The sequence below is a fragment of the Salinibaculum sp. SYNS191 genome, from assembly GCF_037338445.1.
Lineage (GTDB): Archaea > Halobacteriota > Halobacteria > Halobacteriales > Haloarculaceae > Salinibaculum > Salinibaculum marinum.
On the sequence record NZ_CP147838.1, the window covers coordinates 2,435,314 to 2,461,237 of the forward strand.

The following is a 25,924-nucleotide window of genomic DNA, read 5'->3' on the forward strand; positions in this document are numbered from 1 at the left end:
CTGCCGTCGTGCGGTCGCGGTAGCGGTAGTGAGAAGCGCAGCACCTGCGAGCGGCCTACCGGCCGCGAGCAGCCTTTTTCCCCACGTTTTTACGAGGAGTGGTGCGCCCGCGGCTTCGCCGCGGTGCGACACCCGACGAAGTAAAAAGTGGTAGTCATATGGCAATAACCGACGTAACGAGCGTCTTCGTGATGATGGCGACGAGTGCGCCGATCCAGGTCAGGATGACGAAGTGGATGTAGGTGTTCATCTTGTGGCCGCCGTCGACGGTGCGAATCATCAGAGAGGACAGCATCGCGCCGAACATGATGACGATGACGAGCAGGAACTCGATGAGCGGGATGTCGTAGACGCCGGTGTTGATGAGCGTGCCGACGTCGAACTCCGAGCCGGTCTGGAGGTCGAGACTCATGCTCGAGAGGATGTTGACGACCTGGAGCCCGATGAAGAAGGCGAACGTCGAGGCGGCGGTGATGCCGTACAGCAGGCCGACGAGCGTCGTGGTCGCCTGCCGGCGCTGCTGGCGGAGTTGCAGCACCTCGTTCATATTCGAGGAGATGAGTTCGCCGAGCAGCTTCGGCGAGCCACCCATCTCGCGGCCGACGAGGTACATCTCGGAGAACACCTGGATGAGATACGAGCGGCAGTCGGCGGTGAAGTAGCGCCAGGCCTCAGCGGGCTCGATGCGCATGTTCAGGCGCTTGTAGAGGCTGTTGACGTTGTCCGTGAGCGCCCCGAAGTCCTTGTGTCGCAGCGACTTCAGCACTGCCGAGGTCGTCGACTGTTTGGCCCCCTCGGTCGCCCCGAGCGCGCGGATGAAACTCGGGAACTCCTGGTCGCGACTCTTGACCTGCTGTTCCTCCCCGCGGAGGACGATGCCGGGGATGATGAGCGGCGTCACGGGGATGGCAGCGTACAGCGGCAGCGACAGCGGCTCGGAGACGAAGGGGACGACGTCGCCGAGCGCGACGGGGCTGAACCCGAACATCCCGCCGAGCGAGATGAAAAGCAGGACGACCGAGAGGCCGACGCCGGCGTAGAAGCTCTTTCGCATCTTGCCGTCTGCGGGCGAGGACTTCTCCGGCGGGTGGTACCACAGCGGGTCGTAGGGTGCCATCGAGCGGATGGCGAGGAAGAAGCCGGTCTGGACGAAGACGTACAGGACGATGACGGCGCTGACGGTCAGCGTCGGGTCGGTCCCGGTCAGCACCGGCAGGACGACGGCGAACACCAGCGCGAACGTCATCGACAGGACCATCGACAGGTAGAGGTCCTTCATGACGTCGAGGCTGTCCAGCGAGGACTCGTAGACCGTCGAGTACTCCTGGATAATCTGCTCCTGCTCGGAGAGGAGGTAGTCCTCCAGTGACTGGCCGGCCCCGAGCGTGTACGCCAGCCGGTCGAGGAAGTCGGAGACGGCGTTGCTGGGAATCTCCTTGGCCCGGCGGCGACAGGCGTCGTCGAGGCTCTGGTTCCAGGTGTCGACGAGTTCGACGATGCGGCGCATCTCGTTCGCGAGTTCGCCGTACTCCTCCTCCTGAGAGAGCGTCCGGAAGACCTCCATCCGGTCGATTTTCGTCGTCGCCAGCACCGTCATGTGCGTGACCATCAGGTGAAAGCGGTTGTTGAGCTGGCGCTTGCGCTGGGAGAGCAGTATCTTCGGGTAGAAGACCGCAGCACCGAACGCGAGCAGGCCGAGCAGCGGAATCGGCAACCGAATCATCAGCGGCAGGTCCAGCAGGAGTGCGGCCAGCAGGCTGAGAAGCAGGAAGCCGAAGGAGGGGATGAGGATGAAGGAGACGTACTGCCCCATCGGCATGTGCATGCGCCGGTAGGAGTCCACCAGCCCCTGGACGGTCTGTGAGACGGTCAGGTCCAGCCCGCCGCTGTCTTCGGTCGCCATCAGTCCTGTCTGTGGATGTCGAAGGGGAGCCCCTCGACGCCGTCGCGCTGGTAGTCTGCGATCAGGTCGTTGACCTCGTGGTAGCCGACGATGCCCTCCTGGATGGCCCGTTCGATGATGCTCGCCCGGAAGTCCAGGTCGTCGTAGATGTCGCGGGTGTCCTCGTACCCCAGGAGCGTCGCAATCTGCTCTTCGAGGACGTAGGAGTTGTTCATCCCCTGGAAGACGATTTCGTCCTCGACGGGGTCCCAGTAGAAGGCCTGCCGGGTGACGACGCCGTCCATCTCCTTGGAGTAGCCCTCGATCTCCTGGACGGACGTGACACGGCGCAGGACCTGGTCGCCCTGTTTGACGCGGTTCTGGAACAGCGCCACGTCGGCGACGTCCATGAACGTCTCGGGGACGTTGATGGGCTCGCCGGTAAAGCGCTGAATCATCGAGACGATGTCGCTGGCGTGGAAGGTCAGCATGACAGGGTGGCCGGTCTGGGCGGCCTGGAAGGCCATCCGCCCCTCCTCGCCACGGACCTCACCCACGATGATGTAGTCGGGACGGGACCGCAGCGCGGCCGCGACCAGGTCGAACATGTCGATGCTGGTCCCCTCGTCCTCCCCTTCGCGGGTGAGCAGTTGCTGCCAGGTGTCGTGGGGCGGGACGACCTCCGCGGTGTCCTCGGCGGTGTATATCTTCGCGTCCCGGGGGATGAAGGCCATGATGGAGTTCAGCGTCGTCGTCTTCCCCGACGCCGTCTCGCCGACGACGAACACCGTCTGTTCATTCTCCAGACAGAGCCACAGATACGCCGACAACTGCGGGCTGAGCGTGCCCCACTTCGTAATCTGGAAGATGGAGAGCGGAATCTCGTCGCCCTGGCGGATGGTCAGCGAGGGGCCCTTGATGCTGACGTCGTCGGAGTAGATGAGGTTGAGACGCGACCCGTCGGGCAGCGTCGAGTCGACGATGGGGTCGGAGTCGGAGACGGGGTCGCCGATGCGCTCGCCCATGTTGCGCAGCCACTGGTCGAACGACTCCTTGCTCTCCCACTCCACCGTCGTCTCCAGCATGGAGTAGACGGAGTGGTCGACGAAACACTGGTCCCGGCCGATGACGTGGATGTCCTCGTTGGCCGGGTCGCGCATGACCGGCTCCAGGGGGCCCAGCCCGACGATGTCACGATTGAGTCGGTAGCGGATGTTCTCGTAGGTCGCCTCCTTCAGTTCGACCTTGCCGATGTCGGTAATCTTCGACAGGCGCGTCAGGACCCCGTTGCCCGACTCGTTGTTCTTGATGCGCGTGGTCTCCTGGAGGAGTTCCTCGATGCGGTCGTCGTACTCGGCCTCGTTCTCGGGGGCTGGTTTGGTGACGCTGCGTTCGAGCAGCCGGTTGCGCACCTTGTCGAAGACGGTCCGCTCCTCCTCGCCGAGTTCGGGCTCGATGGCGTAGTACTTCATGTCCTGCCCGATGTCGCCGTAGATGTGACAGTAGATGGGGCCGCCCACGGGGTAGAGCACGTTCGGCCGGTCGGACTCGTAGTCGTCGTCGGCCTCCTCGATGAACTTCGGGAACTCCCCGGTGATCTGCTTGAACTTCTGGAGGTGTTCCCGCAGGTGTGGCCGTCTGGCCGCGTGCTGTCTGAGTTCGTCCGATGGGTTCGGTGTTCCGTGTTCAGTCATGTGGTTGCCTCCTCATGCGACGCTCCGGCTCTCGATGACGATGCCCGTCCCCGAGCGCACCGAGTACCCGATGGTGTCCCCGACCTGCTCGCCCATCCCGGCAAAGCGCATCACGCTGATCTGCCGGCGGACGTCGTTGCCGACCTCGACCATCTCCAGTTCGAGGAAGACGTCGGCGATGGAACGGAACGGGCCCAGCGCCTCCTCGTCCAGCGTCGTCGGGTCGACGGTCAGGACGATGACCTTCCCCTGGGAGATGACGTCCCGGAAGAAGGAGATAATCTCCAGGGCCGCCTGGCGCTCCTCGTTTTCCCGGACCAGCGCCTCGAACTTGGGGTCGTTGCGGAGGATGGCGTCGAACGTGTCGATGATGACGACGTCGGAGTCCCACATCACCTCCGCCTCCATCAGACGCTTGAGCAACTGCTTGCGGTCCTCGTCGCCGCCACCGCCGGAGAAGTTGTTCGAGTCGCCGATGTCGGCGTGGAGAAAGAGGACGTTCTCGTCCAGCATGTGGTCGACCATGTCGTAGTCCAGCGAGTGCATCTGCTCCAAGAAGCTCCCCACCGTGAGTTCCGTCGACAGCATCGTCACGGTGTGGCCCTCCTCGCAGAGACCGTAGGTAAAGCGCTGGCTTATCGCGGACTTGCCCGCCCCGTAGTCGCCCTCGATGAGGACGATGCTCCCGGGCGGCAGTCCGCCGCCGAGTTCCTTGTCGAGTCTGTCCCGTTCTTTCAGCCCGATGGAGAACAGGTCGTTCTGTGCGAGACTCATGGGATTCTGAACTCGAACACCTCCTCGTCGCCGTTCAGGATGACCTTGGCGCGGTGGTCACCCGAACCCAGCCCCGGTTCGGCGATTTCGATGCGGACCACCGCGTTGGACCGCCAGACGTCGTCGTCACCGAGCACGGTCACGCTGACGTCCCCCGGCGGCTGGAACTGGTTGTTCACCAGCACGTCTATCAGGTCCCCTCTGGCCGGTAACTGCTGTGTACCGGTGTTTTTCACCAGCAGCGTGAGGTTGCCGTTGCCGGAGCAGTTGTAGACGCAGGCCCCGGTGCCGTTGTCGCTGATGACCTCGACGTCCGTGCGGACGCTGTCGCTCACCTCCAGGCCCTGGTCGGCGATGGCGTTGCTGAGGTCGTTCACGCTGGAGGTGAACACGCCGGCGACGCTGGCCGCGATGACCATGCTGGCGATGAACAGTATCATGTGGGAGATGGAGACGCTCGCCATCAGGCACGCACCTCCCGGAGCCGCGACCCCGTCATGGGACCACGGTCACCTCCGCGACGTCGGCCACGGCCGTCTCGGTGACGACCTTCACCCGCCCGGGCGCCGCCGGGAAGTCGGCCACGGTGTCGGCGTCTTCGAGGACCAGCACCTCGCCGGGCCGCCAGGTATCGGTCGACACGCCGTCGACGTCGGCGCGTTCGAACACCTCGACGGGGACGTACGTGCCGTCGACCACGACGTCGGTGTGTTCGACCGACAGCGCCCGTTCGCCGCCGTTCTCGACGGCGACGGTGAGGTTCGACTCGGTGGTGTTCCACTCCGCCCGGGTGACGGTCACGTCGGTCTCCTGGGCGGCGAGGAACCGTTCGTTCTGCGTCTCGCCGGCCTCGTTCAGTTGCTCGCTGACGTTGCCCGTGGCGGTGTACAGCGTCCCCATCGCGATGAACAGCCCGGTGAAGACGACCAGCAGGCTGCCGCTCGTGCCGAATCCCATCAGTGGTCACCTCCGCTCATGCCGCGGTCACCCCTGCGGTGTCCGAGACGCCGGTGCCGGCGACCACTTTCACCCGGTCGGGCTGACTCGGCAGCGAGACGGTGACCGTCAGCACCTCGCTGCCCAGCCACAGCCGCGTGTCGGCGTTGCCCTCGACGGTGGCGTTGTCCTGCCAGTCCGTCTGATACTGACCGTCTACGAGCAGGTCCGTCGAGTCGAGCGTCAACTGTGCCGCACCGGTGTTCTCGACGGTCACGGTCAGTTCGTCCGTCGAGGCGTTGTACGTCGCGTTCGTCACGTCGACGCCCGAGCTTCCCGCTGCGCGGACCGCGTCCGTCCGGTCCGACTTCGCGTCGTTCAGTTGCTCGAAGGTGTTCGCCGAGGCGGTGTACCACATGCCGAAGGCGATGAAGAGCGCGGCGAAGATGATGGCCGCCGAGCCGCTAACGCTGAATCCCATCGAGACCACCCCCCATCATACCAACTGCGGCACTGCCACCGTTGAGCTGGCTGATGTACTTCAGGCTCTGCGTGTGGTGGTCGATGGTTAGCGTGCCGGTGTCGCCGCCGTCGAAGCCGCGCAGGTACTCGTGCAGGTCGTCGGCGACCGCCTCGTCTATCCAGTCGATGTTCTCGTAGTAGTCGATTGCGCGAGCCGTCTCGCGGACGCCTGCCTCCTCGACGAGGAACTCCAGCCACTCCACGACGATGAGGTCCGAGGCGAAACCCTCCGGGAGCGTCGCCAGGTACGGTTTCCCCTCGTCCGAGGACTGGCCGGTGCTCGGTTCCTCGGTCTCCGCCGTCGGTTCTGGTTCCGGCTCGGGTTCCGCGACCGGCTCGGGTTCTGGTTCGGGGTCCGGCGTCACCTCCGTGGTCGGTTCGGGCTCGGGTTCTGGTTCGGGCTCGGGTTCGACCGCCGTTTCGGTCGTCTCCTCGACGGCGTCGGCACCGCCGTCGGCCGGTTCTTCCTCGTCGATGACGTCGTCGAACAGTTCGTCGTCGGCGAGGTCGTCCTCGAAGGCCTCCTCGTCTGCGTCCTCCAGCCCGTCGTCGGCATCCTCGAACTCCTCGTCCATCGCCAGTTCGCCCTCGTCGTCCGCGGCGTCGTCATCGTCGTCCGCCCAGTCGGCGTTACCCGATTCGTACTCGTCTTTCAGGTCCGCGAAGGACGTTCCGCCGCTGTCGTCGGAATCGGTGTCGTCGTCCATGTCCATTCCTCCGAGGTCGTCACCGCCGTCGTCGAAGCCCTCGTCGAACGCGTCCTCGAAGTCGTCGCCACCGCCGTCGCCGCCGAGGACGTCGTCGACGTCACCGTCGGGCTCCATGCCTCCCTCGTCCTCGACGAGGTCGTCGTCGAAGAAGCCCTCCGCGTCCGCCTCGGCGATGTCGGCGTCGAGTTCGTCGTCGCCGTCGCCGTCGTCGCCGTCGTCGTCGAACAGGCCGAAGGAGCCTCCGTCGCCCATGCCGCCGCCCATCCCGGCGTCGATGTCGTCGGCGAAGGGGTTCACGCCGCGGGTCACCATCTCGTAGATGTCCAGCAGCTTCCGGACGTTCTCCTCGACCTCCTCGACGCTCTCGGAGATCTGCTCGTTCTCGTTGCGCACCGTGTTGACCGTCGAGGAGAGGCTCCCGACCTCGTTTTCGAGTTCGTCGAGGCGGTGTTCGAGTTCGTCGACGTTGCCCCCGCCACCGCCGCCGTCGTCCATGTCGCCGAACTCGTCGTCGCCGAAGCCACCGAGGTCGTCGCCGCCGTCGTCGAGGCCGCCCAGCCCGCCGAGGTCGTCGCCGCCGTCGTCACCGTCCTCGGCCATCAGTCCGCCGCCGCCGAGGTCGTCGTCGTCGCTGGTGTCCGGGTCGTCGTCCTCGTCGCCGACGATACCCTCCAGCATGTTCCGGATGCTCATGCCGACGAGTCCGCCCGTGAGAAGCACGAACAGCCACACTGCATCCGTCACTTCCGGCACGACGGTCTGCAGGGGCTGGGCGAACGCGGCACTACTCATTGGCTGAAAAGTAGATACTTACACTCTTGAATGTACCGTCTAGCCTATCATCGTTGATAATATACTAATTTAATACGTACGTTTAATGGTAAATTACTCACATAGAAACCGAAATTTATGTCTGACGTTGATTTCGGCGCTAAACTCGCGAGCGCATGGTGTGACGTATCAATCGTAATAACAGTGTCGGCCGGTCGTCTGACGGGGACGCAGCCCCCGACTCAGAGGCGGGAGTCCTCCTGGTTCGCGCTCTTGACCACGAGGTCGCCGGTCCGGGATTCCAACCGGAGCGAGCGGCCGTGGTCGCCGCCGACGTCCTCGCCGACGATGGGGATGCCGTACTCGGACAGCGTCTCGCGGACCTGCTCGGCGTTGCGGACCCCGATACCCGTCCCGCTCTCGGAGAAGTCGAGCATGTCGCTGCCGCCGGCGATTTTCGCCTCGATGCGCCGGGTGGATGCGCCGGCCGCCTCCAGTTCCTCGACGAGCAGTTCCGTTCCGGTGTCCGCGAACTTCGCCGCGTTCCCGTCGTCCATCTCGTCGGCGGAGGGGAGCATGACGTGGACCAGTCCCGACACGCCCGTCTCCGGGTCGTGGAGCGCGACGCCGATGCACGAGCCGAGTCCGCTCGTGGTCAGCACCGCCCCGTCGGTCGTCACGTCGTACTCGGCGATGCCGACTTTCACCCGCTCGGGCTCCGCCTCCTCCGCCTGTTCCGACTGGGTGCTCCCGTCGTAGACTTTCATGACTAGAATATCTGTTCGACGTCCGCCTCGGTCTGGTCGGCGCGGTCGACCTCCAGGGCCTCCAGCGCCTCGCGCAACTGTGCCTCGTTCGGGAGCGCGTGTATCTCGCTCTCGAACTCCACCTCGTCGGTCTTCATCTTCGAGTCGATGATGAACGCGTGACGCTGCTGTTGGCCGAGCTGAGCCGCCAGCGGGTCGATGATCGCCTGTCCCATGTCGTGGACCAGCCGCGGCGGCGTGTGGTCCACGGACTGCTGGAGCACGTTCGCCCACCCGTCGACGAACCCGCTGGTCATGATGTTCCCCAGCTCCTCGATGGCCGCCTTGTGCTGGTCGGTCAACCCCTCGCCGTCGACCTCCATCGGCATCAGCGCCTCTGCGACGGTCACCGCGGACGGTTCGTCGAACAGCACCAGCAGGAAGCCACTCGGGACGCCGGTGAACTCCACCACCGTCCCCACGTAGGTGTCGTTGCCCACCTGCTTCGGCACGTCCTCGATCGGCGCGAAGGATATCTGGCTGACCTCCGCCTCCGTCTCGATGCCGGCCATCATCTCGACGTTCTCCGCGGCCTTCTCGGTCCCGCGGCGGGTCATCTGGTTGAAGACCTCCAGCTTCTCGATGGGGATGGCGTCGTCGGCAGCCTCGGCCTGGTCGCCCATCAGCTTCGCCAGCGGGCCGTACTCCGGGAGCATGTAGATGTAGAAGTTCACGGACTCGTCGAGCCACTCGATTTCGCTCCGGAAGACGAATATCTGGTCGTTCTCGCTCGCCGCCGGCGCGTCCGGCAGGACGCGCGCACCCGTCCGCTCGATGTACTCCGGCGGCGTGTGCTCGATTGCCGCCCCGAGGTGGTCGGCCCACCCGTCGATGAAGCCGCTCATCATGATGTTGCCGATCTCCTCGACGGCGGACTGTGCCATCCCCGGGTCGTCGGCACCCGGCATGAGCGCGTCGACGATGGTGTCGCTGCTCCCGCGGTCGAAGACGAGCACCGTCTCGCCGCTCAGCGCCCCCTCGAAGCCGAACTGGACGCCGACGAACTCGCTGGTCCCGAGTTCCTCGCCGATGTCGGCGCGGTCGACGAGCGATATCTTCGTCACGTCCACCGCGGCCTCGATGCCCGTCATCTGGGACATCGAGCGGGTCGCCTGCTCTGCCCCCTCGTGGGCGAGCTGGTTGAACGTACCGAGCGACTGGACGTCTACCTTCATCCTAGGATGGCACGACGTCCTGAATCGCTTCCATCACGCTCGGTTTCTGGAATGGCTTGGTGATGTAGCCGTCAGCGCCGGCCTTGACGGCTTCTTTCATCTTTTCCTCCTGGCCGACGCTGGTACACATGATGACGTTCGCCTCCGGGGCTGCGGTCTTTATCTCGTCGGTGGCCTCGATGCCGTCCCGGATGGGCATCACGATGTCCATCATCACCAGGTCCGGCCGCTCCTCCTTGAACACTTCCACCGCCTCGACGCCGTTTTCCACCTCTCCGACGATGGTGTGGTCCTCCTCCAGAATCTCCCGCAGGAGATTGCGCATGAACTCCGAGTCGTCGGCTATCAGTACTTCTGCCATACCTGCTCGTCCCGTGTCTACTCCGAAAAGCGGGATAAATGTGTCCCGTAAATTATCGGCGTTGATATTCGCGTGACGGCGCAGGGACAGATACTACAACTTTGGCAGTCTCGCGCTTCTCTCTCGCTGCCTACAGTTCCACACCGTCGTCTTCGTCGACAGCGGCGAGGAGGTCGGCGATCGTGTCGTTTGGTCCGAGGCCGGTCGACTTGACGAGATTCTTCAGACTCTGGGGAGGGTACCGAATCGGGACGTTTGCCTCCATGAGCAGGATGCCCAGTATCTCTTCGACTGGTGTGTCCTCGTCGACCTGTTGTGCGTACCAGAGAATGAGACTCTCGAAGATGGTCACCACGTCGTTCGATGCCATCCGCCGCTGACTGACGGCTCCGTCGAACGTCGCCGTCACGTCGAAGCCGTAGCGGGAGCCACCGTTCTCGAAGCTCTGTCTGAGCCACTTGTGTACATCGTCGCGGGATATCTCCCGTCGTTGCTCTCGGGGATTCTGTTCCGCTCGACGCGGTTGCGGTGACGTTGACTCTCGCTGCTGGCTCGAGGGCTGCTGTGACGGGTCTGGGTCTGGCTGCTCTGCAGACGTCGTCCCTGGTTGATGAGATTGGTCACTATCTTGTCGGGCATCAGGTGAGACGACGAACCGGCCCTCGTCGAGCTGGGTGACGTGTTCGTCCTCGGCGATTTCCAGCTCTTCGGGCGAGAGAATAGGTCCATCCTCGGGATTCCCCCCATCGTCGGGCTCGATATCCTCTGGCCCGTTTGGCATACTTCGTTATCTGTCGTAGAGCGGTATAATTCCGTCGGCGATGTCTGACGCTTGGCTGTTCTCGCGTGTGCAAGAACGGAAGAAAGGGAGCGGCGTTAGGGCGAGAGAGTGACAGCGGACTTCCCGGAGAGGGTGTCGGGTACCCTGATGCGGACCTCGGTTTCGCCGCCGGCGCGCGTCGTGATCGTCATCGTCGCTTCCTCGCCGGTCGTCATGTTGACGAGTGCCGGATCATTTGAACCTTGACCGCCAAGGTTGATACCGATTTTCGCTTGGTCTGTCTCGTCATTTAGGACTGGGTCCCTTTCAGCAGTGTCAAGACTGTTATCATTGTCTTGCACCTTGCTTACATTGAAGTTTGCCTCACCCACGCTTACCGTCTCATTGTACGTGAGGTCGGTCACTCCGTTTGGACCAACGAACTGGATGGTGGTGTCACTGAGGTCGATGTCTTCTGCACCTTGCGCCCGCTTGACATTCATCGAAATGTTTGTGACATTGTTTCCAATTACGTCTCCCGTAACGCTGGATGCGACGGTGAGGCGGTTGGTGGTCTGTTCGCTGGCACCTTGGCCAGTGTCTTCGGCTGAGCTTTGCAGGAAGCCAGCGGTGTTGATGAGGACGCCGGCCGCGATGGCAGCGACCAGGACCATCGCGATGAACACGATGAGGGTCCCGATACCGACCTGGCCTCTGTCTCGCTTGTGTGGCATTTCCAGTTTCATTTTTCTAGTTAAGGTGAGAGGGTGACGGCGGATTTCCCGGAGAGAGTGTCGGGTACTCTGACGCGGACCTCGGTTTCACCGCCGGCGCGCGTCGTGATCGTCATCGTCGCTTCCTCGCCAGTCGTCATGTTGCCCATTGCGTCAACGCTACCACTGCTGTTCAGATCAATTATTATCTTCGCCTGATCCGTAGCGTCGTTTAGGACTGGGTCCCCGGTGGTGAGACTTTTGCCGTCGTCCTGCACTTTCTCCACAGTAAAGTTAGCGTAGCCGCCACCACCATCAAGTGAACTGTTGTATATCAGGTCTGCAACCCCGTTTGGACCAACGAACTGGATGGTGGTGTCACTGAGATCGATGTCTTCTGCACCCTGTGCTCGTTTCACGTTCATATTTATTTTGCCGACGGCAGCGTTAGGGGATGATGAATTGTTCACCAACCCAGTAACGCTGGATGCGACGGTGAGGCGGTTGGTGGTCTGTTCGCTGGCACCTTGGCCAGTGTCTTCGGCTGAGCTTTGCAGGAAGCCAGCGGTGTTGATGAGGACGCCGGCCGCGATGGCGGCGACCAGGACCATCGCGATGAACACGATGAGGGTCCCGATACCGACCTGGCCTCTGTCTCGCTTGTGTGGCATTTCCAGTTTCATGGTTTGTCTCGCCTGGGCATCTGCCGCAGACTTATCCTGACGATTCCTATCCAGTGTTAATAAGGGTAACCCGCTAATTATCGACAATGAAAACTGAGGTAACTGGCATATAGGCCAATTCAACCGTTGAAAACCGGGATTCAAAGTTGATATTGGTTGTTTTGGGCGCTGAAAAGCGGGAAACCGATCACGGTCGTATTCGAGCACGACCGAGCAGGTGACCCCCGATTCGACTCCTGATAGTTGTCGGCTATGTGGGAGTATTCACAACCCGACAGTCTCGTTCCCCCGGAGACTGTCCGGAACACGGAGCGAATAGGTCGTCGTCGAGTCCGTCACGATGTCCACACTGACCCGGTCGCCGGGCTGGAGTCCCGCGCCAGTCTCCTCGATGTCGACTGTCTGCCCGTCTATCCGCGTCGTCGCGTTGATTGCGTCACCCGGGTCGATAGTGAGCGTCGCCCGGTCGGTGTCGTCAGCCAACACTCGCTGGCCTGCCGACCCGACCATGGTGATGCCGAACGTCGGACCGGTCGCGTTTGCGCCCGCCCACACGAGCGTCGCTGCACCCGACGGCCCGACCCACTGTATCGTGGCGTCGCGCAGGTCGACCGCCTTCCCGTCGGCAGACTTCACGGTGACGTTGACGACATCGACGGTGGTCCCATCGTACACCTGTCCGGAGACTGCGATTATCTCTATCTGCCCGGTTATCTGGTCGGAGACGTCGCCGCTCGCCGACGCCGTCTTGCCCTGGAGCAGTCCAGTCGTCTCGAACATCACTCCGACAGACAGCGCCGCGATCAACATCGCCGCGATGAGAATGATGAGCGTCCCGATGCCGGCCTGTCCCCGCTCCCGGGTGTGTGGTGTCACCGTGGAGAGGGGGCTGAGAGGGGACACGGGTGTATTCTTGCGCTTGCTGTCACTCGTAGGTGACGAGACTGTACATCACGAACAGGAACCCGAACGTGGTGAAGCCGCTGTTGACCAGCAGGAGGGATTCGAGGTAGCTCCCGCTGAAGTTCAGCAGGAAGGCGCTGATCATCGTGGCAGCAGCGCCGGCCACCGCCAGCGAGAATCCGACCGAGAGGTGCAACATGGCGCGACGGGCGGTCTGGACGTACGCACGCACGGCCATGCCCACCATCGTCAGTCCAGCGACTACGAAGACCAGCGTCGTCACCGCGTAGAGGACTTCGACTATGTTGGTCACTACCTCGTAGTTACTACCATCGTCTCTTAAATCCACCTTCGAAAATATCTCTCGTGATAACGGCATCCAGCGAGTGATAGCAAGGCGTCAGAACGGCGATAGCGTCATGCTGGGGTCGTACTGGCGCGCTGGGGGGTCGTACTGGCGCGCTGGGGGGTCGTACTGGCGCGCTGGGGGGTCGTACTGGCGCGCCGGGGTCGGCGGGTCGCGCGCGTGGGCGAAGACTATGAAATCCAACCTAACTTAGCTCTCCGAGAGCGTCCGCCACGCCTCGTCGAGTTTGTTGGTGACCTCGGAGCGCTCCTCGACGTTCACCGAGAGGTCCTCCTCGAAGTCGACGCGAATCGCCTCCACGTTCCGGCGGTACACCTTGATTCGACGCCGGTCGTCGGAGAGGATGTTGTCGTGCAGTTCCAGCAGGTCGTGTTCGGTCAGTTCGTCGATGCGCCGATAGCACGTCGCGATCGGAATCTCCAGTTCGTCGCTCAGTTCCTGGGCCGAACGTGGCTCCTCGGTCGCGTCCAGAATCTCCGCGCTGTATTTGTTCCCCAGCGTCTGGAGCAAATCCACGGTAGCCATCGGTTATCAAAATCTAAACCACGCATAGTATAAAAATATCGGGTATTGAAATGGTGCGTTTTCGCTACTTTCCCGCAATAATCCTCTCACGAGCAGAGTGGACTCTTGCGCTCTAAAACACTCAAAAACGGCCGTTTTTACTGGCAATAATTACTCGCAGCGCTCAGATCGGCGAGTCTTCCTCGCTCATCATCGAGAAGGCGCTGGCGTTCTGGTGGACCTTCATGCCACCCTGCCCCAGTTCCATCGGGAAGATGTCGGTGTCGATGTTCTGCTTACGCATCTTCGCGACCCAGACGTAGCGGTTCACCCCGGAGTCGGTCGGCGTCTGCAGCAGGAAGATGTTGCCGTCGGTGAGGAAGTTCTCCAGGCCGATGTCTGTCTCGGGGAAGACGGTCCCCTGTTCGTTGGTCATCAGCGTGGTGAGGTTGTTCTCCCGGAGGATGTCCGTGAACTTCAGCAGGTAGGTCCGCTTCTCGCGCTCGTCCTCGAAGAACAGCTGGAACATCGTCAGCGAGTCGAGCACCAGGCGCTCGTACTGCTCGTCGTCGAGGTCGTCCAGCAGCAACTCCAGCGCGGCACTGAAGTCGTTCTCCCGGAGCAGCGCCTGCTTGTCGTACACCTTGATGGTCCCCTCGTCGACGTGCTGTTGCCAGTTCTCGAACCCGATAGACTCGGCGGCCTGTCGCAGGTCGCTCTCGTTCTCCTCGAAGGAGAGGTAGATGCCCTTCTCGTCGAACAGTTCGACCCCGTTGTAGATGTACTGCAGCCCGAAGATGCTCTTGCCTGCCCCTGGATTCCCGCTGACGAGCGTCGTCGAGTTCTTCACGATACCGCCGTTGAGGATGTCGTCGAGACCGTCGATGCCTGTTTTCGTTAGTTCAATCATGTTTTATAAGTTGGTTGTGACGAACTGTGGCTGCCGTGTAGAAAAGTCTTGTTCTACCCTGCGTGGACGGATTTCGGGTCGACCCAGATGACGAAGTCGCCGTCGCCGCGCTTGACGACGCCGCGGATGGCGTCGTCGTCCTCGGCCGGAGAGGTGTCGACGTCGGCCTCGTCGACCTGGACAACCTGGTACACCTCGTCGACCAGCCACCCGGCCGCCCCCTGGTCCTCCACGATGTCGGGGTCGTAGACGATGATGCGCCGTTCCTCGCCGTTGCCGCCGATGTTGAAGACGACTTTGGGGTTGACGATAGAGGTCGTCCGACCGCGCAGGTCCATCACGCCCTCGACGTGTGGCGGCGAGTTCGGCACCGTCGTCAGGTCACCGATGTCCACGATTTCGGTCACGTAGTCGATGCTCACGCAGTACGTCTCCTCGCCAAGCTTGAATTCGAGTACTTGCCCGTTGGTTGTTGACATAGTCTCCCTCGCTTCTCACCACCCGACGGCGGTGTTGCCAGTAGTTCGTGAGAACTGGCAAAACGTCTTAAATCTGCCCTCCAGGCTATCACATTTGATTACGGGAGCGGTGTATTTATCCCCCACGTAACCGCATTTCGGGACGAGAATGGAGCCGATTGCGTCGCGCCAGCAGCCCCACCTGACCCGGGTGACCGTCTGATGGTCGGGAGACGCCCCCGGGCGGTCGTCGCCGACGACTCCCACTTCATGCGGAGTGTCATCTCGGACATGCTCGAGGACGGCGGCATCGAGGTGGTCGGCGAGGCACGAAACGGTCGCGAGGCCGTCGAGACGGTCGCTGACCTTGACCCCGACGTCGTGACGATGGACGTCGAGATGCCCGAGATGAACGGCATCGAGGCGGTCGACCGCATCATGTCCGAGCACCCGACGCCGGTCCTGATGCTGTCGGCCCACACCGACGAGAACGCCGACGTGACCTTCGAGGCGCTCGACAAGGGTGCCGTCGACTTCTTCACGAAACCCGGCGGCGAGGTGTCGATGGAGATGTCTCGGCTGGAGGACCAGCTCGTCGACATGGTGACGAGCGTCGCCGAGGTCGACCCCGCGGACTCCGGCGGGGACGACGGCCCCTCGCGGACGGGGACGCCGTCGACGCGGACCTACGTCGACAACCCGACGCTGCTCATCGGGTCCTCGACGGGCGGCCCGAAGATGGTCGAACGCGTCATGTCGGAGCTCCCGCTGGCGGCGGACTTTCGCGTGCTCGTCGTCCAGCACATGCCAGACGGGTTCACCGGGCGGTTCGCACAGCGCATCGACGCCCGCAGCGACTACGACGTTCGCGAGGCCGGCCACGGCGACCGCATCGGCGGCGGGGAGGCACTCGTCGCCCAGGGCGGCAAGCACATGGTGGTCTCGAACTACCGCAGCGGGCGCATGCGGGTGAAACTCAACGAGGACCCGCCGGTCAACAGCGTCCGTCCCGCCGTCGACACGACGATGACCTCCGCCGCGGAGGTCGTCACGGACCCGCTGGTCGGCGTCATCCTGACCGGGATGGGCGAGGACGGCGCGGCCGGCATCGAGGACATCAAGGCGGCCGGTGGCCGGACCATCGCACAGGACGAGGAGACGTCGGCGGTGTTCGGGATGCCAAAGCGGGCCATCGAGACGGGTACCGTCGACGAGGTGCTCCCCATCGAGGACATCGTTGACGGGATTCTGCACACGGCACGAGCAGAGGTGAACTAACATGGACGACCAGTATCTCGACGCATTCATCCGCGAAAGTGAAGAGGAGATAACGAAACTGAACAACTCGCTGCTGGACCTGGAGTCCGACCCGAGCGACCGGGAGGCCATGGACCAGATTTTCCGGACGGCCCACACCCTGAAGGGCAACTTCGGCGCGATGGGCTTCGAGGGGGCCTCGAACCTCGCTCACGCGATGGAGGACCTGCTCGACGAGATGCGCCAGGGCGAGATGGAGGTCACCCCCGACGTGATGGACCTCATCTTCGCCGGCGTCGACCAGATAGAGGTCATCGTCGGCGAAATCGAGGACACCGGCGAACCCCAGACCGAGACGGACGAGATGGTCTCGCAACTCCGCGCGGTGCTGGAGGAGGGCGTCGAGGTCGCCGGCGAAGGCGGCGCGGGCGGTGACGCCGGCACCAGCACCGCCGGCGGCGGGTCCGGGGCAGGCGCGGCGGACGTGGACCTGGACGCCGTCGACGTCGACCCCGACGACGCCGACGAGAAGGTCGTCCACGTGGCGGTCGACGTCGGCGAGACGGACATGCCCGGCGTCGACGCCATCTTCGCCATGGAGGGCGTCGAGGAGGTGTTCGACATCCTGGCGACCAGTCCCGACCGCGCGGCCATCGAGGACGGCGAGTACGACGACACCTTCAGCCTCTTCATCGACGCCGGGGACCTGGGACGGGTCGACGCCGAGATGGAGTCGGTCGGCAAAATCGCGGCGGCGACGGTCACCGACGTGACCGACGACCTCGGCGGGTCTGACGACAACTCCTCCGCCGGGGACAGCGGCGGCGACTCGGACCACTCCGTCGACGAAATCAAGTCCGTCCGCGTCGACGTCGACCAGCTGGACGACCTGCACGGCCTGGTCGAGCAACTGGTCACCAGCCGCATCAAGCTCCGCCGGGCGGTTGAACAGGAGGACCTCGACTCGGCGGGGGAGACGCTGAACGAACTGGACAAGATTACCGCGAACCTCCAGAACACGGTGATGGACATGCGGCTCATCCCGCTGAAGAAAGTCGTCGGGAAGTTCCCCCGCATGGTCCGGGACCTCTCGCGGGAACTCGGCAAGGAGGTCGACTTCGACATCGAGGGCGAGGACATCGAACTCGACCGCACCATCCTCACCGAGATCTCCGACCCGCTGATGCACATCATCCGGAACTCCCTGGACCACGGGGTCGAGCCGCCGGAGGAACGCGAACGGAAGGGCAAGCCCCGCCAGGGCCAGGTCACGCTGCGGGCCTCCCGCGAGCGCGACCACGTCATCATCCAGGTCGAGGACGACGGGGCCGGCCTGGACGTTGAGGCCATCGAGCAGCAGGCCATCGCCCAGGACGTGCGCTCGCCGGAGGAACTGGAGACGATGGACGACTCGGCCATCTACGACCTGGTCTTTCACCCCGGCTTCTCGACGGTCGATGAAGTGACCGACACCAGCGGCCGCGGCGTCGGGATGGACGTCGTCCACGACACCGTCACGCAACTGGACGGCTCCGTCGACGTCGAGTCGACGCCCGGCGAGGGGACGACCGTCTCGCTGCGCCTGCCGGTGACGATGGCTATCGTCAAGGTGCTGTTCGTCGAGGTGGGCGACGAGGAGTACGGCATCCCCATCAAGAACGTCGACGAGATTACCCGCACGGAGGACATGAAGCGGGTCAACGACCAGCAGGTCATCAAGCACAACGACGAGATCTACCCCGTCATCGACCTCGGGGAGGCCTTCGACGTGCCCGGCCGCGCGGCGACCGACGGCAGCGGCGAGGACCTGGACCTGGAGAACGTCGAGGAGGTGGACGACGGGATGCTGGTCCGCATCCGCGAGTCCGAGCGCCAGGTCGCGCTGAAGTGTGACTCCGTCAACGCACAGGAGGAGGTGGTGGTCAAACCGCTGGAGGGCATCCTCAGTGGCACCCCCGGTCTCTCCGGGACGGCGGTACTCGGCGACGGCAACATCGTCCACATCCTCGACGTGGTGACCCTATGAGTCGCCAGGAGGACCGGGCCTTCACCAGTCTGCTAGAGTACATCGAGGCGGAGATGGACTTCGAATCGGGGTTCTACAACGACGCGTACCTCGACCGCCGCATCACCGCGCGGATGCGCCGGACCGACGTCGACAGCTACCGCGCCTACCAGCGCCTGCTCGACCGCGACGCCGACGAGCAGGACGCCCTGCTCGATTCGCTCTCTATCAACGTCACCGGGTTCTTCCGCAACCCCGATGCCTGGGAGAAGCTCCGCCTGGTCCTGCGCGATTTGACGGCCGACTCCCGGCGGGTGCGCATCTGGTCGGCCCCCTGTGCCGACGGCCGGGAACCCTACTCGGTGGCGATGCTGGCGCTCGACGACCCCGACATCCGGGACCGCGCAATCGAGATTACGGGGACGGACATCAACCGCGACATCCTCCGGGAGGCCCGCCGCGGCCAGTACGAGACCTCACAGACGACCGACATCGCGGAGGAACTGGAGCCGCTGGAGGACTACTCGACGTACATCGACCAGGACGGCGACGAGTTCGCCGTCCGCGACCGGGTCAAGGAGAAGGTCACGTTCGAACAGCACGACCTCATCCGCGGCGACCCGAAGCGTGACTTCGACCTCGTGCTCTGTCGGAACCTGCTCATCTACATCGACGCGGACTACAAGATTCCCATCTTCGAGACCATCCGCGGCTCGCTCCGCGACGACGGGCACCTGATGATAGGCATGACCGAGACCCTGCCCTCGGAATCGCGCGAGCACTTCGAGCCGGTGCACAAGCAACACCGCATCTACCGACGGGACTAATTGTCGACCGGTCGTACCCCCTGCCAATGTCGCTGTACGAGTACGAGCGCGAGGGGAACGCCCAGGAACTCATCGGGGCGCTCCGGCGCTCGGAGAACCCGCGCGTCCGCCAGCGAGCCGCCGAGATGCTGGGGCGGCTGGAGGACCACGACGACCGCGACGACATCGTCAGAGCGCTGGTTCAGGCTGCCGACGAGGAGGAGGGGCAGGTCGCCGCCGAGGCCATCGACGCGCTCGACCAGCTCGGTCAGGACGCGCTGGAGCAGCTGCTCACGCGGATGGCGAACGTCGACCTCGACGACGACGCCGCCGACTGGATGAAGGCAAAGGCCTTCGTCCGCGCGCTGTCGGCGGATGTCCCCGAACTCCGGATGGCCGCGGCGAACGCGCTGGGGGAACTGGAGGTGGAAGACGCGGTCCCGGAACTGGCGAAAGTGTTCGACGACAGGGACCCCCGGGTCCGTGCTCGCGCCGCCCGCGCGACCGGCGTCATCGGCGACGCACGCGCGACTGACCCGCTCACGGGACTGCTCTCGGACCCGAAGGCCGGCGTCCGCCGCGAGGCCGCGGAGGCGCTGGGGAACATCGGCAACCGCCAGGCGCTGCAGGCGCTTCTGGAGCTGTACGACGACAGCGACGAGCGCGTCCGGCGCATCGCCGTCGCCGGCTTCGGGAGTTTCGACAACGACCGCCCGGTCGAGGCGCTCATCAACGCGCTGGGCGACGAGTCCTCGGCCGTCCGGCGGACCGCCGTCTACTCGCTCATCCAGTTGCTCGCGAACGTCCCGACCGAGAAGAGCCACGAGATTCGCGAGACTGTCGTCGAGCGGCTCTCGGAGACCGACGACGCCACCGTGGTCGAACCGCTGGTCGAGATTCTCCGCCAGAGCACCCAGCCCGCCCAGGTGCGCAACACGGCGTGGCTGCTCGGCCGGGTGACCGAAGACCAGACCAACCACGACGCAATCGACGCGCTGGTCGACGTCCTCCAGGAGGGCGACCAGATGGCCCAGCAGTTCGCCGCGACGAGCCTCGCCGAAATCGGCGGCAGCCACGTCGAGCGGAAACTCCTGGAGATAGCCGAGGACACGGACGGGGACAGCACGGCCCGCGGCCACGCGGTCTTCACGCTGGGGAAGGTCGGCGACGAGGAGACGGGCCGGCGCATCGAGCAACTGCTCGACGACACCGAGGACGAGCAGGTCAGACAGAAGGCCTTCTCGGCGCTGTCGAAGCTGGGCGGTCACTCCGGGATGTGATGCCGGCGTGGGCAGCCGAACCGTTAATACTGCCGTGCCTCCAACGCACGAACAGCGCAGCCACAGATGAGCGAGGGTGAACAGAAGCTGGCGGACCAGCGCGGCCAGTTCGCGCAGGTCGTCAAGGACGGGCGGAAAGTGCCCGACGTGGAGTGGGTCGGCGGCCGTATCCTCCTCTCGACGAAGCGACTCGTGCTCGTGAGCAACGAGGGCAAGCGCACCATCCCGCTGTCGCGCATCCGGACCATCAAGGGCCGCCAGGACGCCAACCAGCCGCTCGCGCAGGTGTCGAGCTACATCTCGCTGCAGATGGGCGGGGACGTCACGCTCATCTCGCCGAAGGACCACGAGGCGTTCGAACACACCCTCTACAGGGCGATTCTCGACCAGGAGGTCATCCTCGCGAAACACCCCGCCGTCGAGGGCGGCGTCGTCCAGGACACCGGCTGGGAGAAGGGCCGGCTGAAGATAGACGAGGGCGAGGTCGACCTCGCCATCGCCACCGGGCAGTTCGTCGAAATCGACATCGACGACGTCGGGTCCGTCGAGCAACACGAGGCGACGGTCGCGGGCGAGGAGCGGGCGGTCGTCGAGGTCGAACACACCGAGGACGCCACCGCGGTCCAGACGAACATCTCCGGCAAGCGCCAGCACGTGCAGGTACTCGCCTCGCTGCTCCGGAAGGGCGAGCAGAAGAACACCACCGACGTCGAACTCTCCGACGAGGAGAGCGAGGTGTTGATGGCGCTGTACTCCGGCGTCTCGCCGTTCCAGATTTCGGAGTTCGTCGGGATGGACGTCGAGACCGTCGAGGAGACGTTCGACGACCTCATCGAACAGGGCATCCTCGAAGAGCGGCGCGTCCGCCGCGAGGTGACGCTGAAAGCCCGCGGCCGGCACATCGCGAGTGAAGCGATGGGTGAGGAGTAGCGTGGTTCTGACCGAAGGGAAGAACCACGGAGCGCGAACGGGGAGCGAAGCGACCCGTGAGGAGCGAGGCCGAACGAAGTGAGGCCTCGGATAGCGAGCGGCGACACTAGGAGCCGCGAGCAGCGAGTAGCGTGGTTCTGACCGAAGCGAGGAATCACCAATAGCGAGCGGCGACCCGTGGCTGTGAGTGCACGATATCAGAGGGTGCGCGCGAGGGCACACTGAGCGGGTGGCCGTGCTCCGGTCGTGCCAGGAAAAATCACCGGGCCGTCGACGACGGCCCGAATCAGGTCGTTTCGGCCGTCTCTGTCGCCGTCTCCATCTCGGACCCGCCTTCCATCGTCTCGTTTCCCGCCGGCGACGCGGTTTCCATTCCGGTTTCGGTCTCTGTTTCTTCCATTCCGGCTTCGGTCTCAGTTTCGTCCATTCCGGCTTCGGTCTCGGTTTCGTCCATTCCGGCTTCGGTCTCCGTCTCCATCTCCGTCTCTGTCGCTTCAGCCATCTCCGTCTCGGTTTCGGTCTCCACCGCTCCTGCCATCTCGGTTTCCGTCTCCACGTCAGTGTCGTTGATTCCGTCTGTCTCGTTGACGGTATCCGGGGAGCCACAGCCGGCGAGGAGCACCGTCGCTCCGATGGCTGCGCCGGCCGTCAGTACGGTTCGTCGGTCGTACCGCTCTCTGTCGTCCATCTGGGGTTACCGGGCGCGATGGCCCGTGCGAAGTCTCACCGGTCAGGCGAATAGTTATGGCCCGCGTACAGCGGACTTTTTAGATACTTCACGTTCGCGTGGAAATAACTCGACCTTTCCCGGCGCTGTCTCGTGGTTCAGGCGTTGACGTCTTCGAGGTGGTTGCTCACGACGACCTGCCCTTTCGGGGTGAGTTTCGTCCCTTGCTTCGAGTCCACGACGAGTTCGTCGGCTTCGAGGCTGTTGAGCATCATCGTCACTTTCGAGGGGTCCTTGCCGACGACGCTCGCCAGCGACATGCCCTGCTCGCCCGCGCCGGAGTACAGCGCGACGAGAATCTCCTTCTCGTCGTTGTTTATCTCGACGTCTTCGAGTTCGCCCATGAGGTCCGAGTACTCGAGCCGGAGGTACCGGCCGAGGATGGACATCTTCCGCGGGGAGTCGGTCGCGGCCATCGTCAGCGTCGACTGCCCCTCGTCCATGTGGCGGACCTCCAGGACGGGTGCCTTGGTGCCGTGTATCTCCCGCGTGCTCCGGCTGAACTCCGTGACCGTCGAGAGGCTGATGTCCACGCTGCCGTCGCGTCCCCTGAACTCGACGGTCCGGGGCTGGAGAAAGAGTTTCGCCGGGGCGTACTCGCTGTCGGTCACGCGGCCGCCCACCCGCGCCGGGTGCTTGACGGTCATGTCCGTGCCGTTGAGGATGGCCTTGAACAGCACCGTCGAGAACTTCTCTATCTTGTCGTCGCCGGCCTCGACGGCCGCGACGTAGCGGTTCCCGTTGCGCTCGAACGCGATGGTGACCGTCGAGTCGAAGAAGTCGCCGAGGTCGTCGGGCACGTGCCCGACGGCGACGTCGAAGACGGCGGAGAGCGGAATCGTCGCCTTCTCCTCGTCGTTCGCCGCCAGCACCAGCCGTTTCTGGCTGAGCACCACCCGACCCGTGGCGGGTTTGCCCCGGGCGGTGCTCTCGGAGTTGAATTTGGCGACGAAATCGGCGATGACGGACTCCGACATGTGTTCCTGACGGACAATTACTCCGGCCGTATATTGAGCGTTTCGTGCCAGTATCAGTTGAGAAAACGAGGTGTCGCCGCGCGCTAGCCGTCGAGGTCCCGCGCGATGTCGGCCAGCGACCCCGACGGCGCGTCCGTCGCCTCGTAGACGACCCGCTCGCCCGGCCGGCGCAGTCCGATTTTGAACCCCGGTGTCACCACGTCGACCAGCACGGGGTCCCCAGCACTGAGTCCGACGGCTTCGGTCCACGGCCGGAGGTGGTCCTCGCCCTCGTTCGGTGTCCGCGCCAGGCGCGCGTTGGCGAAGGCCCCGCGGATGTCGGGCGTGCCGTCGAGGGCCTCCGCTATCTGTGTGTGGTACGTGTCGCCTTCCAGCGAGAGTCGAATCACGTCACCGACGGCGAGGTCGATAGCTTCCGGCACCGGCACCCGCGGGCGGGCGGTCCGCCCGACCGTCTCGACGTGCGCGCGGTGGGTATCGACGGCGTCGCTGTCGGACGGGACGCGGTCGCTCACTCCTCGTCGCCGAGCAGGTCCGCGACCTCGCCGCCGCCGCGGCCGGTGATGGTGGCGTTGATCTGGCGGGTGGCGTTGCTGACCTCGCGGCCGCGGACGGTGACGCGCTTGCGCTCGCCCTCGGTCTGGGGCTTGTAGCCGGTGCCGCCCTCCAGCAGGACGTTCTTGAGGTCCGCGCCGAGGACGTCCTCGCGCATCGGTCGGCCGGCGTCGTCGGACCCGCCGGTGATTTCCAGCGTGTAGCCGTCGAGGCCGACGGCGCTCCCGTCGACGTCCTCGCCGATCTCCTTGCCGATGAAGCGGTTCGCGTCCTGGTCTGCCACGTCTACCTGATAGGTCGTGCCGTCCTCGGGGTCCGCGACGGCGACGGTGAATTCTGCCATTGTCCACTCGAAACCGGTCTGGCCTAAAAAGCCCACCTTTTTCGAGCGGCCACCGACACCCGAACATACTCACGCTGACCGCTGGTGAGTGCCGGCATGCGCGCTGCCCTCCGTGTCCCGCCCTGGGCCACCCTCTGGCGACACCTCGAACGTGTGGTCCGGCGGCATGGTCGCCATCGCCGCCGTGGCCTACGTCCTCGCCGCCGTCGTCGTCTGGTCGGACGTCCCCTGGCCGGGCGACCCCGAGTGACCGCTACTCGGACTCGGCGGCCACCAGCGTCGAGACGCGCGCGTTCTCCTTGATGCGGATGCCCGCGCCGCCGACCGACAGGGGCACGCGGGGCAATTCCGTGACGTGCAGCGTCGGGTGGAAGGCACCGCGGGCGAGCAGTTCGTCGCGGGTCTGGAGCGTGAACGTCATGCCGTCGCCGGCGATGGCCTCGTTGTACTCGATGAGGTACTGTCCGGCGTCCAGGTGCCACCACTCGTAGTCGTCGTCGGGGTCGCGCTTCTGGCTGTCGTGGGGCGTCGTCTCCGCCTGTTCCAGTTCGCCGCCGCCGAAGTCGACGCGACCCGGTCCGGTCACCTCGTACACCTCGGCGACGGTCAGGTCGAACCCCCGCCCCTCGGTCTGTGTCGGTTCGTGGACGACGTCGGTCAGGAACTGCGCGTAGTCCATGGCGTGTGGGCGTGTCGCACGGCGCGTCAATAAACGTCTGGCCGTCAGGTTGAGGTGGGCGGCGGCCGCGCTCGTACGTATGACCGACCTGACAGTGACCGTCGACGGCCACGAACTCGCGGCGTCGTGGACGGACGAGAACCCGGAGACGCGGGACGCCATCGCCGACGCGCTCCCGGTCGAGGGCGACGCGGCGCGGTGGGGCGACGAACTGTACTTCTCGATTCCCGTGGACGTGCCCCCGGAGAACGCCCAGGAGGAGGTCCCGGTCGGTGCGGTGGCGTACTGGCCCCAGGGCGACGCGCTCTGTCTGTTCTGGGGACCGACGCCCGCCAGCCAGGGCGAGGAACCGCGGGCCGCCGGCCCGGTCTCCGTCGTCGCACGACTCGACGACGTGACCCCGCTGGCGGACCTCGACGGCGGGGCAACAGTGCGAGTCGACCCGGCGTGACCTCGCGGGCGCGGGACCCGGTGGCAGTGTGACCCTGTCGCTATTTGAGGCCGGCGCGAGCACGTCGTCCGCATGGAACTCCGCTCGCACGACGTGCCGGCCGACGACGGCCTGACGCTGAACTGCTGGGAACGCTCGCCCGCCGACGCCGACGAAGCGGTGCTGTTCGTCCACGGCGTCGTCACCAACGCCCGGGCGCTGTTCGTCACGCCCGTCGAGGGCGACACCTCCTACTCCTGGCTGCACGCCGCCTCGGACCTGGGCCGGGCCGCCTTCGCGATGGACCAGCGCGGCTACGGCGACAGCGACGTGCCGGCGGTGATGGACGAACCGCCGGAGGGACGGGACCCGCCGACGCGCGCCGACCAGGCCGCGGACGACATCGCCGCGGTGGTCGACTGGATTCGCGAGGACTACGACACGGTCCACCTGGTCGGCGTCTCCTGGGGGTCGCACACGACGGGGCGCTACCTCGAACGCGACGACCCGCCGGTCGCGTCGCTGGTCCACTGCGCACCCGTCTACGAGCCGGCCTACGACTTCGAGACCGGGCTGGATGCGCTCTCCATCCCGGACGCCGACCGCGCCTGGTTCGAGCAGGACCGCGAGACGGTCCGGGCGCGCTCGGACCACGACCCGGAAGTCTTCGACGCCATCTGGCGCGCGCAGGTCGAGTCCAACCAGGGCGTCGACGACGACACCTACGTCGCGCAGGCCGGCGGCATCGCCGACTGGAGAGAGTCGGTACGGGGCGACCCGGTCTGGGACCCCGCGAACATCGACGTGCCGACGATGGTCTTCTACGGCACCGACGACACTCTCGCGGATCGCCAGGGGTCGCTGGCCTGTTTCGACCGGCTACCGGTCGACAAGGCCGAGTACGTCGAGATGGCCGGCGTCGACCACTACATGATGCACGGGGAGCGACGGCAGGAGGTGTTCCGGCTGGTCAGTGACTTCCAGGACCGGGTGGCGTGACGCCGCG

The 25,924-nt window shown here is 64.7% G+C and carries 30 protein-coding genes; 7 read left to right on the plus strand and 23 right to left on the minus strand.

The features are described 5' to 3' along the window. Positions 1–154 precede the first annotated feature (154 nt). From flaJ to WDJ57_RS13150, 18 genes are all read right to left on the minus strand, one after another. A complete protein-coding gene (gene flaJ / locus WDJ57_RS13065) occupies positions 155–1,903 on the minus strand; it encodes an archaellar assembly protein FlaJ (protein WP_338901253.1) in 1,749 nt (582 codons plus the stop codon). Then, positions 1,903–3,576, minus strand: coding sequence for a type II/IV secretion system ATPase subunit (locus tag WDJ57_RS13070; protein ID WP_338901254.1), 1,674 nt, complete (start codon positions 3,574–3,576; stop codon positions 1,903–1,905). The genes flaJ and WDJ57_RS13070 overlap by 1 nt, the downstream gene beginning before the upstream one ends. 12 nt (positions 3,577–3,588) lie before the next feature. Next, positions 3,589–4,350, minus strand: coding sequence for an ATPase domain-containing protein (locus WDJ57_RS13075; RefSeq protein ID WP_338901255.1), 762 nt, complete (start codon positions 4,348–4,350; stop codon positions 3,589–3,591). Next, entirely contained in the window at positions 4,347–4,814 is a 468-nt protein-coding gene (locus WDJ57_RS13080) for a flagellar protein G (RefSeq protein ID WP_338901256.1), read from the minus strand. The genes WDJ57_RS13075 and WDJ57_RS13080 overlap by 4 nt, the downstream gene beginning before the upstream one ends. Before the next feature lie 31 nt (positions 4,815–4,845). Beyond that, complete coding sequence (locus WDJ57_RS13085) at positions 4,846–5,307, minus strand: flagellin (protein WP_338901257.1); 462 nt, start codon at positions 5,305–5,307, stop codon at positions 4,846–4,848. Between the two features lie 16 nt (positions 5,308–5,323). After that, positions 5,324–5,767, minus strand: a complete 444-nt coding sequence (locus WDJ57_RS13090) for a flagellin (protein ID WP_338901258.1) — start codon at positions 5,765–5,767, stop codon at positions 5,324–5,326. Beyond that, positions 5,751–7,310 (minus strand): FlaD/FlaE family flagellar protein, encoded by a 1,560-nt coding sequence (locus WDJ57_RS13095; RefSeq protein WP_338901259.1) that lies wholly within the window; start codon positions 7,308–7,310, stop codon positions 5,751–5,753. The genes WDJ57_RS13090 and WDJ57_RS13095 overlap by 17 nt, the downstream gene beginning before the upstream one ends. A 221-nt stretch (positions 7,311–7,531) precedes the next feature. After that, complete coding sequence (locus WDJ57_RS13100) at positions 7,532–8,056, minus strand: chemotaxis protein CheD (protein WP_338901260.1); 525 nt, start codon at positions 8,054–8,056, stop codon at positions 7,532–7,534. Between the two features lie 2 nt (positions 8,057–8,058). Beyond that, positions 8,059–9,270 (minus strand): chemotaxis protein CheC, encoded by a 1,212-nt coding sequence (locus WDJ57_RS13105; protein WP_338901261.1) that lies wholly within the window; start codon positions 9,268–9,270, stop codon positions 8,059–8,061. A gap of 1 nt (position 9,271) precedes the next feature. After that, a complete protein-coding gene (gene cheY / locus WDJ57_RS13110; RefSeq protein WP_338901262.1) occupies positions 9,272–9,631 on the minus strand; it encodes a chemotaxis protein CheY in 360 nt (119 codons plus the stop codon). Between the two features lie 130 nt (positions 9,632–9,761). Beyond that, the gene (locus WDJ57_RS13115; protein ID WP_338901263.1) at positions 9,762–10,412 is read right to left on the minus strand and encodes a DUF7500 family protein; all 651 of its coding nucleotides are present in this window, start codon (positions 10,410–10,412) and stop codon (positions 9,762–9,764) included. 95 nt (positions 10,413–10,507) lie between these two features. Beyond that, positions 10,508–11,137, minus strand: a complete 630-nt coding sequence (locus tag WDJ57_RS13120; protein ID WP_338901264.1) for an archaellin/type IV pilin N-terminal domain-containing protein — start codon at positions 11,135–11,137, stop codon at positions 10,508–10,510. An 8-nt stretch (positions 11,138–11,145) separates the two neighbouring features. Then, positions 11,146–11,787 carry an archaellin/type IV pilin N-terminal domain-containing protein gene (locus WDJ57_RS13125; protein ID WP_338901265.1) on the minus strand — a complete coding sequence of 214 codons (642 nt, stop codon included), beginning with the start codon at positions 11,785–11,787 and terminating at the stop codon, positions 11,146–11,148. A gap of 264 nt (positions 11,788–12,051) precedes the next feature. Continuing rightward, positions 12,052–12,663 carry an archaellin/type IV pilin N-terminal domain-containing protein gene (locus WDJ57_RS13130; RefSeq protein WP_338901266.1) on the minus strand — a complete coding sequence of 204 codons (612 nt, stop codon included), beginning with the start codon at positions 12,661–12,663 and terminating at the stop codon, positions 12,052–12,054. Between the two features lie 49 nt (positions 12,664–12,712). Then, positions 12,713–12,994: a DUF7521 family protein gene (locus tag WDJ57_RS13135; protein ID WP_338906298.1), complete on the minus strand. Its 282-nt coding sequence runs from the start codon at positions 12,992–12,994 to the stop codon at positions 12,713–12,715. Positions 12,995–13,246: 252 nt separating this feature from the next. After that, positions 13,247–13,582 carry an ArsR/SmtB family transcription factor gene (locus tag WDJ57_RS13140; protein WP_338901267.1) on the minus strand — a complete coding sequence of 112 codons (336 nt, stop codon included), beginning with the start codon at positions 13,580–13,582 and terminating at the stop codon, positions 13,247–13,249. 163 nt (positions 13,583–13,745) lie between these two features. Next, complete coding sequence (locus tag WDJ57_RS13145) at positions 13,746–14,471, minus strand: RAD55 family ATPase (RefSeq protein WP_338901268.1); 726 nt, start codon at positions 14,469–14,471, stop codon at positions 13,746–13,748. A gap of 53 nt (positions 14,472–14,524) precedes the next feature. Further along, positions 14,525–14,950: a chemotaxis protein CheW gene (locus WDJ57_RS13150; protein ID WP_338901269.1), complete on the minus strand. Its 426-nt coding sequence runs from the start codon at positions 14,948–14,950 to the stop codon at positions 14,525–14,527. Positions 14,951–15,151: 201 nt separating this feature from the next. Between WDJ57_RS13150 and WDJ57_RS13155 the strand changes: the two genes are divergently transcribed. The 5 genes from WDJ57_RS13155 (at position 15,152) to WDJ57_RS13175 (ending at position 21,207) form a co-directional block, all read left to right on the plus strand. Then, positions 15,152–16,207, plus strand: coding sequence for a protein-glutamate methylesterase/protein-glutamine glutaminase (locus WDJ57_RS13155; protein WP_338901270.1), 1,056 nt, complete (start codon positions 15,152–15,154; stop codon positions 16,205–16,207). A gap of 1 nt (position 16,208) precedes the next feature. Continuing rightward, entirely contained in the window at positions 16,209–18,212 is a 2,004-nt protein-coding gene (gene cheA / locus WDJ57_RS13160) for a chemotaxis protein CheA (protein ID WP_338901271.1), read from the plus strand. Further along, positions 18,209–19,018 (plus strand): CheR family methyltransferase, encoded by an 810-nt coding sequence (locus WDJ57_RS13165; RefSeq protein ID WP_338901272.1) that lies wholly within the window; start codon positions 18,209–18,211, stop codon positions 19,016–19,018. The genes cheA and WDJ57_RS13165 overlap by 4 nt, the downstream gene beginning before the upstream one ends. Before the next feature lie 26 nt (positions 19,019–19,044). Beyond that, on the plus strand, positions 19,045–20,277 hold the full coding sequence (locus WDJ57_RS13170) for a HEAT repeat domain-containing protein (protein WP_338901273.1): 1,233 nt from the start codon (positions 19,045–19,047) through the stop codon (positions 20,275–20,277). 66 nt (positions 20,278–20,343) lie between these two features. Then, entirely contained in the window at positions 20,344–21,207 is an 864-nt protein-coding gene (locus WDJ57_RS13175; protein ID WP_338901274.1) for a CheF family chemotaxis protein, read from the plus strand. A gap of 286 nt (positions 21,208–21,493) precedes the next feature. Here WDJ57_RS13175 and WDJ57_RS13180 read toward each other — a convergent pair whose 3' ends face one another. From WDJ57_RS13180 to WDJ57_RS13200, 5 genes are all read right to left on the minus strand, one after another. Further along, a complete protein-coding gene (locus tag WDJ57_RS13180; protein WP_338901275.1) occupies positions 21,494–21,895 on the minus strand; it encodes a twin-arginine translocation signal domain-containing protein in 402 nt (133 codons plus the stop codon). A 137-nt stretch (positions 21,896–22,032) separates the two neighbouring features. Next, positions 22,033–22,911, minus strand: a complete 879-nt coding sequence (locus WDJ57_RS13185) for a CheF family chemotaxis protein (RefSeq protein ID WP_338901276.1) — start codon at positions 22,909–22,911, stop codon at positions 22,033–22,035. Between the two features lie 83 nt (positions 22,912–22,994). Continuing rightward, positions 22,995–23,426, minus strand: a complete 432-nt coding sequence (locus tag WDJ57_RS13190; RefSeq protein WP_338901277.1) for a DUF7112 family protein — start codon at positions 23,424–23,426, stop codon at positions 22,995–22,997. Beyond that, positions 23,423–23,809 (minus strand): 30S ribosomal protein S6e, encoded by a 387-nt coding sequence (locus WDJ57_RS13195; RefSeq protein WP_338901278.1) that lies wholly within the window; start codon positions 23,807–23,809, stop codon positions 23,423–23,425. Before WDJ57_RS13195 ends, WDJ57_RS13190 begins: the two co-directional genes overlap by 4 nt. A 253-nt stretch (positions 23,810–24,062) precedes the next feature. After that, a complete protein-coding gene (locus WDJ57_RS13200; RefSeq protein WP_338901280.1) occupies positions 24,063–24,488 on the minus strand; it encodes a dCTP deaminase in 426 nt (141 codons plus the stop codon). Between the two features lie 79 nt (positions 24,489–24,567). Here WDJ57_RS13200 and WDJ57_RS13205 point away from each other — a divergent pair, with 79 nt between their 5' ends. Together WDJ57_RS13205 and WDJ57_RS13210 are read left to right on the plus strand one after the other, a co-directional pair. Continuing rightward, positions 24,568–24,939 carry a cyclophilin-like fold protein gene (locus WDJ57_RS13205; RefSeq protein WP_338901281.1) on the plus strand — a complete coding sequence of 124 codons (372 nt, stop codon included), beginning with the start codon at positions 24,568–24,570 and terminating at the stop codon, positions 24,937–24,939. Positions 24,940–25,011: 72 nt separating this feature from the next. After that, positions 25,012–25,917 (plus strand): alpha/beta hydrolase, encoded by a 906-nt coding sequence (locus tag WDJ57_RS13210; protein WP_338901282.1) that lies wholly within the window; start codon positions 25,012–25,014, stop codon positions 25,915–25,917. The last annotated feature ends 7 nt before the right edge of the window (positions 25,918–25,924 follow it).

Excerpts from the sequence above, each read along its gene's own strand:
- flaJ (WP_338901253.1), bottom strand. The coding sequence starts at position 1,903 with ATGGCGACCGAAGACAGCGGCGGGCTGGACCTGACCGTCTCACAGACC.
- WDJ57_RS13070 (WP_338901254.1), bottom strand. The coding sequence starts at position 3,576 with ATGACTGAACACGGAACACCGAACCCATCGGACGAACTCAGACAGCAC.
- WDJ57_RS13075 (WP_338901255.1), bottom strand. The coding sequence starts at position 4,350 with ATGAGTCTCGCACAGAACGACCTGTTCTCCATCGGGCTGAAAGAACGG.
- WDJ57_RS13080 (WP_338901256.1), bottom strand. The coding sequence starts at position 4,814 with ATGGCGAGCGTCTCCATCTCCCACATGATACTGTTCATCGCCAGCATG.
- WDJ57_RS13085 (WP_338901257.1), bottom strand. The coding sequence starts at position 5,307 with ATGGGATTCGGCACGAGCGGCAGCCTGCTGGTCGTCTTCACCGGGCTG.
- WDJ57_RS13090 (WP_338901258.1), bottom strand. The coding sequence starts at position 5,767 with ATGGGATTCAGCGTTAGCGGCTCGGCGGCCATCATCTTCGCCGCGCTC.
- WDJ57_RS13095 (WP_338901259.1), bottom strand. The coding sequence starts at position 7,310 with ATGAGTAGTGCCGCGTTCGCCCAGCCCCTGCAGACCGTCGTGCCGGAA.
- WDJ57_RS13100 (WP_338901260.1), bottom strand. The coding sequence starts at position 8,056 with ATGAAAGTCTACGACGGGAGCACCCAGTCGGAACAGGCGGAGGAGGCG.
- WDJ57_RS13105 (WP_338901261.1), bottom strand. The coding sequence starts at position 9,270 with ATGAAGGTAGACGTCCAGTCGCTCGGTACGTTCAACCAGCTCGCCCAC.
- cheY (WP_338901262.1), bottom strand. The coding sequence starts at position 9,631 with ATGGCAGAAGTACTGATAGCCGACGACTCGGAGTTCATGCGCAATCTC.
- WDJ57_RS13115 (WP_338901263.1), bottom strand. The coding sequence starts at position 10,412 with ATGCCAAACGGGCCAGAGGATATCGAGCCCGACGATGGGGGGAATCCC.
- WDJ57_RS13120 (WP_338901264.1), bottom strand. The coding sequence starts at position 11,137 with ATGAAACTGGAAATGCCACACAAGCGAGACAGAGGCCAGGTCGGTATC.
- WDJ57_RS13125 (WP_338901265.1), bottom strand. The coding sequence starts at position 11,787 with ATGAAACTGGAAATGCCACACAAGCGAGACAGAGGCCAGGTCGGTATC.
- WDJ57_RS13140 (WP_338901267.1), bottom strand. The coding sequence starts at position 13,582 with ATGGCTACCGTGGATTTGCTCCAGACGCTGGGGAACAAATACAGCGCG.
- WDJ57_RS13145 (WP_338901268.1), bottom strand. The coding sequence starts at position 14,471 with ATGATTGAACTAACGAAAACAGGCATCGACGGTCTCGACGACATCCTC.
- WDJ57_RS13150 (WP_338901269.1), bottom strand. The coding sequence starts at position 14,950 with ATGTCAACAACCAACGGGCAAGTACTCGAATTCAAGCTTGGCGAGGAG.
- WDJ57_RS13155 (WP_338901270.1), top strand. The coding sequence starts at position 15,152 with ATGGTCGGGAGACGCCCCCGGGCGGTCGTCGCCGACGACTCCCACTTC.
- cheA (WP_338901271.1), top strand. The coding sequence starts at position 16,209 with ATGGACGACCAGTATCTCGACGCATTCATCCGCGAAAGTGAAGAGGAG.
- WDJ57_RS13165 (WP_338901272.1), top strand. The coding sequence starts at position 18,209 with ATGAGTCGCCAGGAGGACCGGGCCTTCACCAGTCTGCTAGAGTACATC.
- WDJ57_RS13170 (WP_338901273.1), top strand. The coding sequence starts at position 19,045 with ATGTCGCTGTACGAGTACGAGCGCGAGGGGAACGCCCAGGAACTCATC.
- WDJ57_RS13175 (WP_338901274.1), top strand. The coding sequence starts at position 20,344 with ATGAGCGAGGGTGAACAGAAGCTGGCGGACCAGCGCGGCCAGTTCGCG.
- WDJ57_RS13180 (WP_338901275.1), bottom strand. The coding sequence starts at position 21,895 with ATGGACGACAGAGAGCGGTACGACCGACGAACCGTACTGACGGCCGGC.
- WDJ57_RS13185 (WP_338901276.1), bottom strand. The coding sequence starts at position 22,911 with ATGTCGGAGTCCGTCATCGCCGATTTCGTCGCCAAATTCAACTCCGAG.
- WDJ57_RS13195 (WP_338901278.1), bottom strand. The coding sequence starts at position 23,809 with ATGGCAGAATTCACCGTCGCCGTCGCGGACCCCGAGGACGGCACGACC.
- WDJ57_RS13200 (WP_338901280.1), bottom strand. The coding sequence starts at position 24,488 with ATGGACTACGCGCAGTTCCTGACCGACGTCGTCCACGAACCGACACAG.
- WDJ57_RS13205 (WP_338901281.1), top strand. The coding sequence starts at position 24,568 with ATGACCGACCTGACAGTGACCGTCGACGGCCACGAACTCGCGGCGTCG.
- WDJ57_RS13210 (WP_338901282.1), top strand. The coding sequence starts at position 25,012 with ATGGAACTCCGCTCGCACGACGTGCCGGCCGACGACGGCCTGACGCTG.